The following is an 11139-nucleotide window of genomic DNA, read 5'->3' as shown; positions in this document are numbered from 1 at the left end:
GATGCTAGCGACAGGCTGGGCGACAGCAGCCCGATCAATGGCTTTACTCGTGGTCGCCGCCATTACTCTGGACGCGGCCACCCAGGGCAATCAAGTTATCAGTCAGCGTGCTATCTATGGCCTTAGCGTAGAAGCGCGCGGGCGACTAAATGCAGGTTATATGATGGTCGTGTTCCTATGCGGCGCGGTGGGTTCCACGGTAGGTTCGGTGACCTACGCATGGGGGGGCTGGTGGCTAACCGCCCTTCTTGGCGCCGGTCTTGGTTGCGTTATTCTCCTCGTATTCGCCACGGAAAAGGCAGAAAACCCGCCGCCGCTTACGACTTCGTAACGGCGACTGTCTGCAACTCAAAGCCGCTGCATTCCATAACCGTTTACCAACGTCCCCGCCCACTGGACGGTCGGCAATTCACGATGACGCACGGTTCACACCGCGGACGCGCCTAAGGTCATCGATTTGGAGGATTCGGTCTAGATCACAAAAATTGCGCCCGCAGAGTGCCTGTAGGTTCGGAACCAAGGATGTCTTTGCGTCTGCATAGTTCGACAGTTGGAGCGCGCAGGTATCCCTAAGTATACCTGCCTTTAGTTAGGTTTTGGTTGTCACCTGGCTTGCCTGTCTGTAAATAAGTCGACGGCGACGACCTTCTAGGGCTACTTTAGATTAAATCAATACTCACGGGAAATGCTGACGGGATAGCTCCGGTGGCCTAGTAACTACTAGCATCGGCGCATGGCGCTGAGATGCAACTAGGGAACCACGTGCCTTCTAGCCAGAGCCTAAGTCGAGGCAACGAAACAGTGGCCTCCGGCTGGACCGAGCCTCCTAAAACTTGAGTGAAGTTGTTGGGGCGAGGCCATCCTGTGCTGCAAGACGAACAATTCTCGCCGTCCAAGCCGCCGTCTGATCCGACATCAGTCCACGAGATGGACCGTCAGGCCCCCTACGATTTGAAGGAGCAAGCCTTGAACGATGCAAACAAGCGAAGCCGAGCCGGATATGCAAATCATCAGACGCGGCGGGGGGTAGCAGCCAGTGCTTGGGTCGCCGTAGCCTTATTCATCATCGGCGGAGGGGCTTGGCTGAGATACTCCCATCACAGCAGCCACGCTGCCGAGCGCCCGGGCGCTCCCGCCCTCCCGCAGGTGATCGTCAGTAAGCCCCTCGAGCGGGAGGTGGATGCCAGCCTTGGTTTTCTCGGGCAGTTCTCAGCCGTCGATGAGGTGGAACTGCGCGCGCAGGTCGGTGGTACCCTGACGGAGATCCATTTCAAAGATGGCGATGTCGTTCATAGAGGCGATTTGCTATTTACTATCGATCCCATTCCGTACGACATCCGCCTCGCACAGGCGAATGCACAGCTCGAAAGTGCTGTTGCCCGGCTCGACCTCGCCAATCGGGAGCTTGTCCGTGCCCAGAATCTCAAGAGCAGTGATGCCGGGACGGTCCAGAACGTCGACCAGCGTCTAGCGGACCGGCGGACCGCACAAGCTGCAATAGACCAAGCTAAGGCGCAGATCCGCGATGCGCAATTCGATCTCGAGCATTGCCGCATCACGGCTCCGTTCACCGGGCGGATTGGCACGCATCTCGTTTCCGTCGGCAATCTAATCGCCGGAAGTCGGGCATCGACGAGTCCCACCACGCTGCTGGCGACAATCGTGACCGTAGATCCGATTTACCTGAACTTCGACATGAGCGAATCCGACTACCTGACATTCTCCCGCGGACACGCCAAACAGAACGGTCCCTTGGCGGATAAAATCGAGTTGGCTCTCGGCGACGAAACCGGTTTTGGACGCCAAGGCACGCTCAACTTCGTCGATAACGTTCTAGATCGATCGAGTGGCACACTCCATGCTCGTGCAACGGTAAGCAACGCGAGTTTGCTGTTGACGCCGGGCGAATTCGCCCGGGTGCGTTTGGTGTTGGGCGCCCCCGTTATGGCATTACTAGTACCTGACACAGCAGTACTTCCCGACCAATCCGAGCATTTGGTTCTAACCGTGGCGACCGACGGCACCGTGGTTGCAAAGCAGGTACAGACTGGCGACCTGCGGGGCGGTCTACGCGTGATTCGATCGGGTCTTGGTGCGACCGACAAGGTGATAATCGGTGGAATACCTTACGCCGCACCGGGTTCCAAAGTCGCGCCACAGGATGGCACGATCAAACTTGCAGACGCCACGACGAACAATAAATAGCGCGCAAACAGCAAGAATCGAGCAAGGATATGCGCCTCAGTCATTTCTTTATCGACCGCCCGCGCTTCGCGACGGTACTCAGCATCTTCATAACACTGCTAGGCCTCGGCGCGCTCGCAATCCTGCCGGTCGCGCAATATCCGGAGATCGTGCCGCCGACGGTGCAGATCACGACCTCCTACCCTGGCGCCTCCGCCGACACCGTTGCTCGCACGGTAGCGACACCGCTCGAGCAGCAAATCAACGGTGTTGAGAACATGCTGTACTTGAGCAGTCAATCGACAGGTGACGGCAATCTAACGATCACGGTAACCTTCCGCATTGGCACGGACCTCAACGTGGCGCAGATGTTGACGCAGAATCGGGTGCAGGATGCTTTGGCTCGTCTTCCTGACGACGTACAGCGTCTCGGTGTTCAGGTCCGCAAGGCGACGCCAAGCATCCTGCTGGCTGTCCATCTCTATTCGCCGGATAAGTCACGCGACACGCTGTATCTTTCCAACTACGCAACATTGCACATCAAGGACGCCTTGGCGCGATTGCCGGGTGTAGGCGACGTTCAAATCCAGGGGGCACGGGAATACGCGATGCGGATCTGGCTCGATCCAGACAAGGCGGCGATACATAACATCAATGCTAGTGAAGTCCTTTCGGCGCTGCGGGCGCAAAATCTGCAGGTATCGGCTGGCATTTTAAATCAGCCGCCAACGCCAGGTGACGAGGCATACCAAATCAACATTGAGGCACTCGGCCGGCTGACATCGCCCGACCAATTCGCCGACATCATTATAAAGTCCGACGGGCTGGGCCATGTAACCCGAATAAGGGATATAGGGAGGGTAGAGGTAGGCGCTGCCGATTACGGGAGCACGACCTACGTGGATCACAGCAATGCGGCGGCTCTTCCAATCTACGCCGAACCGGGCGCGAACTCGCTAGCTGTCGAGCACGCGGTGGTGGCGAAGATGGACGAGTTGGCGAGAGACTTCCCAGCCGGCGTTCAGTCGACGATCATTTACGATCCAACCACTTTCATCGCCAAGTCTGTCCATGAAGTCATAATCACGATCGCCATCGCGATCCTACTGGTCGTCGGCGTGGTGTTCGTGTTCCTGCAGAGCTGGCGTGCCACCATCATCCCGGTCGTTGCGATCCCGGTGTCGTTGATTGGGACCTTTATTATCTTGGCCGCATTCGGCATCTCGCTCAACAACCTATCCCTTTTTGGGCTGGTGCTAGCCGTCGGCATCGTGGTCGATGATGCCATTGTGGTTGTGGAAAATGTCGAGCGCAACATGAGCGCAGGGATGGCACCGAAGGAGGCGTCCCATCGGACGATGGATGAGGTCGGCGGGGCGTTGATTTCTATCGCCCTTACGCTCTGTGCCGTCTTCGTGCCCTCCGCCTTTTTGTCCGGCATCTCTGGTCAGTTCTTCCAACAGTTCGCGGTAACGATCGCCGCGTCGACCGTCATATCCTGCTTCGTATCCCTAACGCTGAGCCCCACGCTCTGTGCTGTCTTGTTCAAACCGCATGATGCCCACCTGGCCCTTGAGTCGGGCCGAGTGCAGAAGCTAATGTCGGATGCATTCGGCTGGTTCAACCGTGGGTTCGACCGTCTTTCCAATGGCTATGGCGGCCTGACCCGGCGATTGGTCCGAAGCATCGGTATCGTGCTGGTGGTGTATGGCGGGCTGATCGGCCTCGCTGGGCTGGAGTTCGCGATCATGCCCACCGGCTTCATCCCGGAGCAGGATCAAGGCTATCTCATCTCCATCGTTCAACTGCCGCCGGGCGCCACGCTTGCCCGCACAGAGCAAGTCGTCCGCCAAGCCATCGACATCATTCTTGACACAAAGGGTGTCGAACACGTCGCGCCGTTCGCCGGCCTAGACGCCACCACCTCGACGGTTGCCTCTAATTCTGGCACGATCTTCTCCGGCCTGCCGTCGCTCTATAATCACGAACTGCCTGGCGTGAACGCGAAGACGGTGCTGGCCGATCTGCGTAAACGCTTATCGGCCATTAAAGATGCTTTCGTTCTGACCATCCCGCCGCCACCGGTTCAGGGACTGGGAAGCGCCGGGGGCTTTAAGATGATGCTTGAGGACCGCGCTGGCTTGGGTTACGGGGCTCTCGTCAGCGCGTCGCGCGACCTCGTGGCAGCCGCCAATAAAGACCCTTACTTCGCCGGCGTGTTTACTCTGTTCAACGCCGGATCGCCGTCTGTCTATGCTGACATCAACCGGCTGAAGGCGGAGAAGGTAGGGCTGACACCGAGTGACGTATTTTCGACGATGCAAGTCTATCTCGGGTCGCAATATGTCAATGACTTCAGCTACCTTGGCCGTAGCTACGAGGTCGTTGTGCAGGGAGACGGAGCGTTCCGGCGCACCACGCAGGACATCTCGCGGCTTAAGGCCCGCAACATGGCTGGCCAAATGGTCCCCATCGGCACAGTGGCGCAACTCCGGGATAACACGATCCCCTATCGGGTGCCCCACTACAACTTATATCCCGCGGCCGAGGTCCAGGGCGTAGCTGCGCCGGGAATTGCTACCGGACCGGCTCTTGTTCGCATGGAACAGCTGGCGGCCAAAGTGCTCCCGAAAGGAATAAGCTTTGAGTGGACGGACCTCGCCTATCAGCAGCAGCAGAAGGGAACACCCACTCTGCTCGTTTTCGGGGCGTCGGCCCTGTTCGTATTCCTAGTCCTGGTCGCTCAGTATGAGAGCTGGAAATTGCCTCTGGCGATTGTGCTAATCGTGCCCATGTGTCTGCTCGCATCAGTCACGGGCTTGTTCTTCCGTGGCATGCCAATCGACATCCTGGCGCAGATTGGCTTTGTTGTCCTCGTGGGCCTAGCCGCTAAGAATGCCATCCTGATCGTTGAGTTTGCGCGTCAGAACCAGGACGAGGACGGTGCCACTGCGGCAGAGGCTGCGGTCCATGCCGCCCGCACGCGCCTTCGTCCGATCTTGATGACATCCTTTGCCTTCATCCTGGGTGTCGCACCGCTCGCTGTGGCCACCGGCGCGGGGGCAGAAATGCGTCAATCGCTCGGCACGGCGGTGCTGTTCGGTATGCTCGGGGTTACCTGCTTTGGCCTGTTGTTCACGCCAGCCTTTTACACCCTTATCCGCACGCTTGGCCGGAAAGAAGGAGTATGACAACCGTGGTCAATCCCGTGTACAGACCGCCAGCCAGCGTGAAGGCCGTCTACCTTGTCATGGCATCCACTCTCGCTAGTTGCAGTGTTGGCCCTGACTATGTCGCGCCGCTGACCAGCTTCATGCCGTTTCACAATCGTCGGGCGGTCGATGCACGCCAGACGCAGAAGCCGCCGCCGCCGCTCGACCAATGGTGGACCGGGTTCAACGATCCGATGTTGGTGACGATCGTCCAAAATGCCTTGGGTCAGAACCTCGACCTTGCGGCATCTCTGGCCCGAGTACGGCAGGCACGGGCCGTGGCCTCGTCGGCGGGCGCGGAATTGCTGCCGACGGTCGATCTGGACGCATCGGCGTCGGTCCAGCACCAAAGCCTGGAGAGCCCATTCGGCGCGTTGGCCCGAAGCTTCCCCGGTTATAATCGGGATCAACGCGAGTACAGTGTCGGGCCGGCGGCAAGCTGGGAAATCGATTTGTTTGGTGGTTTGCGACGCAGCGCTCACGCGGCGCGGGACGAGGCGCAGGCGGCCGAGGCCGACCAGGCTGGCACCCGCATCACTGTCGCAGCCGATGCCGCGGACGCGTATCTTCAGATCCGCGGCTACCAGGCCCGGCTCGCTGTGGCGCAGCAACAGATCGACACGGACGCCCATCTACTGACACTGGTCCATGCGCGCCACCAGGCCGGTCAGGCCGACGGCCGGGAGATTGCGCAAGCAGAGGCGCTGCTGCGGCAAGCCCGCGCCTCGATCCCGCCTTTGCGCATCGGGCAGGAGGTCCAGTCGAACCGGCTTGACGTGCTCATGGGAGTGCAACCCGGAACCTACGCAAAGAGGCTGAGCGAGCCAGCGGACATTCCCGGCGTTCCAATGATCGGCGGCAATGATCAGCCGCTCGATGTGCTGCGCCGGCGCCCGGACATCATAGCCGCAGAAAGGCGGCTGGCGGCGTCAAACGAACGCATCGGAGCAGCAATTTCGGATTACTACCCAAAGATATCACTGTCCGGTGCGCTTGGCTTCGACAGCCTGAGCATCAATCACCTCGTGTCTGCCAAGGCATTTCAGCCGATCGGTACCGGTGCCGTTAGCTGGCGGTTGTTCGATTTCGGCAAGGTCGACGCAGAGGTTGTGCAAGCGCGGGGTGCACAGGCCGAGGCTTTGGCACAATATCGCCAGGCGGCCCTGAAGGCGGCTGAGGATGTCGAGAATGCCCTTATCGCGCTATCGCAGACGGAGGTCCATGTCAGTGACCTCCAGGGCGAAGTTAGCTCGCTCGGGCGAGCGCGGGATCTATCGCAAAAAGCTTACCAAGCTGGGTCCATAACGCTGACCGATGTGCTCGATGCAGATCGGTTGCTTCTCACTGCACGAGATGAGCTTGATGCCAACCGGGCAGCCGCGGCACAAGCGGCGGTAGGCATCTTTCGCGCGCTGGGGGGTGGCTGGGATTTTTCGTCAAGCTCTCGAATGGCGGCAATGCCGTGAAGAGCCCGTAACACATGGCCTATGGAGTTACCAAGGCTAAGCGCAACTTGACGGGCCGACGACGTCATGTAGCTACCAAGTTGGGCCCGGCGAACATAGCGTCTCAATCTATCCCGCGACCTGAGGGTCTTGCGCGCATCCGGTTCAGTCTGCCAACAAAACCCCGGACCCCCATGCGAATGAGGCTACTCGGCATTTTGGGAATGGCGCAACAGGAAGCATCAGAATCGACCGGTCCAGGCCCAAAGCTTCGAACCACTTTAGCGTGCAGGCGATGCTGCTATACACCTAGACTCCGCGGAAGACCAGGTCGAGACGACAGACCGTCCGAGAACTCTGTTACGCGCTGCAGAATCAATTGAGTACTACCGCGCGCTCCAGACAGGTAGCCAGTTGGTCAACACACAGGGGCTTACGCAGAAAGCAAACGGCGCCAGCTTCAAGCGCTCGGCGTTCAAGGTGGACTTCGCTGCGAGCGGTCATCATTATAAAGCCTGCACGGCACCCGCCAGCGTCAAGGATCTCCTTGAAGGCAAATCCGTCCAAGCCCGGCATTTGGATATCGCTGAGAATGCATCCCACAAACTCCACGTCCCCGGAAGCCAAGTAACCTTCCGCGGAGGCATAACCACAGCAGCGATAGCCCATCGAAGCAATCAGCCCAATAAGCGCCTTGCGCAGCGATGGGTCGTCGTCAATGACGCAAACGAGCGGCGTTTTAAGCAAGGGCAGTCCTTATAGTTGACGGAAATGGAACCTTAAGCGCTATGCTACAAATTCGAGTGAGTCCAAGACTACGGTCTAAACTTTGCATCCCGTCGAAAGGTTTGATGGAAACAGACCGAGCGCCTCCGACAACCTGACAAGGTCTGCCAATGTCCTGACCCCCATTTTGCGCATCAGAGTGCCCCGATGAACCTTTACTGTAATCTCACTCAAGCCCAAGTCACCCGCAACCTGCTTGTTCATCTTACCCGCAGTCACGAGTGCCATAACCTGGCGCTCACGTCTTGAAAGGCTGTCATACCGCGTCGTTATGTCCGCTCGGCCCGCATCATCAGCGCGGCGTTCTCGATCAATGCCTATGGCGCGCGACACCGCTTCAAGCACTTCGCCTTCGCGAAACGGCTTAGCTAGGAAGTCGATAGCGCCCGCTCGCATGCCTCTGACAGTCGTCGGTATGTCGCCGTGCCCAGTTATCAATATCACCGGCAGTCGAAGCCGAAGATCCGTCATTTTCATGAGGAATTCAAACCCATTAAGTCCAGGCATCCTGATGTCCAGCAGAAAACAGCCCGCGGAGATAGTCGACTTTCCTTGCAGAAAGCTATCCACTGAATCGTAGGCGTGTGTGTGGAGCCCAGTCGATCCTACTAGATTGGTAAGGGCCGATCGAACAGATGGATCGTCATCGATGATATAAACCGTCTCGGCGAACATCATGGCGATTTGGCCAACCTGGGAGTTCATAACCTACTGCGCCACTGAAGCGCTGCAACTATACCCGAGTATATCTGGCTTTTTGCCGGATGTGGTCCAGAGTTAGTTGATAGACTACCGTCCGCAGTTGAGCGCGGATAACCGCCGTCACCACCCATTTCGTCCGAGAACCCAGGCAGCTTTTCGATAATTTGAACGCGTCTCCACATCGCTTTTACCATGCCTTTTATGAGGTCGCACTACAACGATTCCTGACGAAAATCTTAGTGTCCAACCAAGAGATATCCATGCCATACCAAAAGCTTTTTTACAAGGATAATACTGGTCGTGGAGGTCCTCTTGGACGCAATACTCTAGGCAAGTTCTCCGTCTGCACGCACGCGCACCAACATCCCACTTGTAGGGAAGCCACTGCCCGGGTCGAATTCAAGGTCGTTCGCCTCGTAGAAGAGGGCAAGACTTGCCCGATGTGAAGAGCATTACTTGCGTCGAGCTTCCGTGGTAATGCCGATCTAGTCATCAGGCGGCCCGACCTGACTATGTTTGACGTTTTTAGGCTCCCTGCCCTTGCCAGCGCTTCAACGGCAAGGCCCCACTTCCACGGGTCCCACGACGTCGCGCAGCACACCAAATTGGACTCAAAGCCAGTGGACCGTGCTGTCTGAGGTTTCACCCATCGTTTTAGAGGACAGTTGAGATGACACCGAAGCAAACCCGTGTTTCTTCATATCCCTGGATTGTGGCTGGCGTGACCTTTTTAGCGCTCCTTGTGTCCGCGGGACTGCGGTCGACTCCGGGTGTGTTAATGATCCCACTTCAAGCAAGTTTTGGTTGGGACAGAACGACAATATCATTTGCCGCGGCGGTTGGAATTCTTCTCTTTGGGTTGGTTGGACCATTTGCTGCCGCGTTGATGACGTCGTTCGGCATCAAGCGTACCATGCTGGCTGGTTTGGTCCTGATGTCAGCGTCGACATTTGCGAGCCAGTGGATGACCATGCCCTGGCAATATGTTTTGAGCTGGGGCTTGCTATCGGGTGCTGGAAGTGGCGCGGTAGCGGGAGTTCTGGGGGCAGCCATAGTAAATCGATGGTTTGCGACGCGGCAAGGATTGGTGATGGGCTTGTTAAGTGCCAGCACCGCAACTGGGTCATTGATCTTTCTGCCACTGCTTGCCTGGTTAGCGCGTGACAACAGGTGGGAGTCGGTGGTGCTCGCCGTTAGCATCGTATCGGCGCTAACCATTCCTCTGGTCCTGTTCTTCGTAGCCGAGCATCCAAGTGATGTTGGTGTCCTACGCTTCGGCGAGGCAGAAGGCTCGGTACCTGCTGCGCCATTGCGGCAGGCGGCAACCCCTTGGCTCGCTTTTGAGGTATTGATGCGAGCATCACGCCGGTCCGATTTCTGGCTGCTGTTCGGAACATTCTTTATCTGCGGCTTCACAACGAACGGTCTCGTCGGAACTCACATGATTGCCTACTGCGGCGATCATGGTGTCGCGCCTGTGGCCGCCGCAGGCCTTCTGTCAACGATCGGCCTTTTCGATCTCTTCGGCACCACTGCGTCGGGCTGGCTCACTGACCGCTATAACCCAAGGCGTCTTCTCTTCGTCTACTATGGATTCAGAGGTCTATCCCTGATTGCACTGCCCTTTCTAGATTTCCAACCGCTTAGCCTAACGGTTTTCGCAATCTTTTTCGGACTCGATTGGATCGCCACCGTGCCACCCACCCTAAAGCTTTCTAACCAGGCATTTGGCGAACGCGACGCGCCGATTGTTTTCGGCTGGATCCTGGTCGGACACCAGGCTGGTGCCGCGTTAGCAGCCTTTGCCGCCGGGTTGATCCGAGAGCAGGCCGGTTCTTACCTGCCGGCGTTCGTGATGTCGGGAATTCTGGCGTTGGTGGCCGCTCTTTTGTTTATCATCCCTAGAACCGGAGGGACCGTCGCTCGCCAGCCGAGCGCTACGGTCCTAGCGTGAGGTCAGCCGGATTATCAATGTGATTGACCCAGGACGAAGGCAATCGCCCGAGCGTTTAGCTACGGCCAGGTATGCCGCGATGAATACTCTCCCGCTATGGTCAACGCCTTCCAAGTTTGGCGACTAAATGCCACCGACGGGCCCCCAACCTTGCTGATCATGAGTTGAAACCGGCCGGTTCAAACGTTGCGCCTTTGGCAGAAACTGCGTGCTCTATCTGCCTGCTCGATCTTCGTCGGAGACTTCATGAGTGTCCACTCTCGATCGCGATCCGGCACCAAACAGACCTAATATCACGCGTCTTTCGTGTTTCAACTTTCGGCGTTTAGCAATACTTATCGTCCCACCGCGACCAGAACGGTTCAACCCCCGATGGTCGCATGGATTGCATCAATCAACAGTCAGACGACTGCAGTTTGATCCCGCATAGGCCAAAGGAATTACCAAATGGTCAGCGAAGTCCGATATGATCTCTTCGCCAGAGTCTGGTTTTGGCTCTCAGCGGGCGGTGCCAGTTACATCTTTGCCGACCTCACCGATCGGCGACCCAACTGATTTAGCCCCCTTGGCGGCCGTCGCTGAGGGGCAGGCTGCGACCCACACTACGCGACCGCCGCGTTCCTACTCCGACCGCAGTTTGTTGCGACAGCAGCGCCGCCCATCCCCTGCAACTTGATACGGTCGATAGGAACGACCTCCTACAAGGACATAGACTGGGATGGCCATGGTCGTCGCGCTAGCAGCGCGCCTGCCAACATAAGTTGTCCTGGGCAGATTGCTTGATGGTGCAGGAAAGGCTGGGCAACCTAAGTTGTTGGCCGCTCCAGCCTCAAGGGCCGAAGGAAACATGTTGGGC

At 57.8% G+C, this 11139-nt stretch carries 6 protein-coding genes and 1 pseudogene; 5 read left to right on the top strand and 2 right to left on the bottom strand.

Going from position 1 to position 11139, the window contains the following annotated elements; all coding sequences use genetic code 11:
• The 4 genes and pseudogenes from GSQ76_RS23315 to GSQ76_RS23300 all read left to right on the top strand — a co-directional run.
• Positions 1-331, top strand: a pseudogene (locus GSQ76_RS23315) (hypothetical protein); the annotation flags it as partial.
• Between the two features lie 533 nt (positions 332-864).
• Positions 865-2205 carry an efflux RND transporter periplasmic adaptor subunit gene (locus GSQ76_RS23310; RefSeq protein WP_216851247.1) on the top strand — a complete coding sequence of 447 codons (1341 nt, stop codon included), beginning with the start codon at positions 865-867 and terminating at the stop codon, positions 2203-2205.
• Between the two features lie 29 nt (positions 2206-2234).
• Complete coding sequence (locus GSQ76_RS23305; RefSeq protein WP_158746505.1) at positions 2235-5375, top strand: efflux RND transporter permease subunit; 3141 nt, start codon at positions 2235-2237, stop codon at positions 5373-5375.
• Positions 5372-6862 carry an efflux transporter outer membrane subunit gene (locus GSQ76_RS23300; RefSeq protein WP_158746504.1) on the top strand — a complete coding sequence of 497 codons (1491 nt, stop codon included), beginning with the start codon at positions 5372-5374 and terminating at the stop codon, positions 6860-6862. The genes GSQ76_RS23305 and GSQ76_RS23300 overlap by 4 nt, the downstream gene beginning before the upstream one ends.
• Before the next feature lie 354 nt (positions 6863-7216).
• Here the strand turns inward: GSQ76_RS23300 and GSQ76_RS23295 are convergent, their stop codons facing one another.
• Both GSQ76_RS23295 and GSQ76_RS23290 read right to left on the bottom strand, forming a co-directional pair.
• Complete coding sequence (locus tag GSQ76_RS23295; protein WP_158746503.1) at positions 7217-7588, bottom strand: response regulator transcription factor; 372 nt, start codon at positions 7586-7588, stop codon at positions 7217-7219.
• A gap of 75 nt (positions 7589-7663) precedes the next feature.
• Entirely contained in the window at positions 7664-8332 is a 669-nt protein-coding gene (locus GSQ76_RS23290; protein WP_254070592.1) for a response regulator transcription factor, read from the bottom strand.
• A 667-nt stretch (positions 8333-8999) separates the two neighbouring features.
• Here GSQ76_RS23290 and GSQ76_RS23285 point away from each other — a divergent pair.
• Positions 9000-10283 (top strand): MFS transporter, encoded by a 1284-nt coding sequence (locus GSQ76_RS23285; RefSeq protein ID WP_158746502.1) that lies wholly within the window; start codon positions 9000-9002, stop codon positions 10281-10283.
• The last annotated feature ends 856 nt before the right edge of the window (positions 10284-11139 follow it).

This window comes from Acidisphaera sp. L21, assembly GCF_009765685.1.
Lineage (GTDB): Bacteria > Pseudomonadota > Alphaproteobacteria > Acetobacterales > Acetobacteraceae > LMUY01.
Note: the sequence above shows the minus strand (reverse complement) of the source record. Positions and strands in the feature narration are given on the sequence as shown.

Coding starts and splice junctions, on each gene's coding strand:
- GSQ76_RS23305 (WP_158746505.1), top strand. CDS start 2,235: ATGCGCCTCAGTCATTTCTTTATCGACCGCCCGCGCTTCGCGACGGTA.
- GSQ76_RS23290 (WP_254070592.1), bottom strand. CDS start 8,332: ATGAACTCCCAGGTTGGCCAAATCGCCATGATGTTCGCCGAGACGGTT.
- GSQ76_RS23285 (WP_158746502.1), top strand. CDS start 9,000: ATGACACCGAAGCAAACCCGTGTTTCTTCATATCCCTGGATTGTGGCT.
- GSQ76_RS23300 (WP_158746504.1), top strand. CDS start 5,372: ATGACAACCGTGGTCAATCCCGTGTACAGACCGCCAGCCAGCGTGAAG.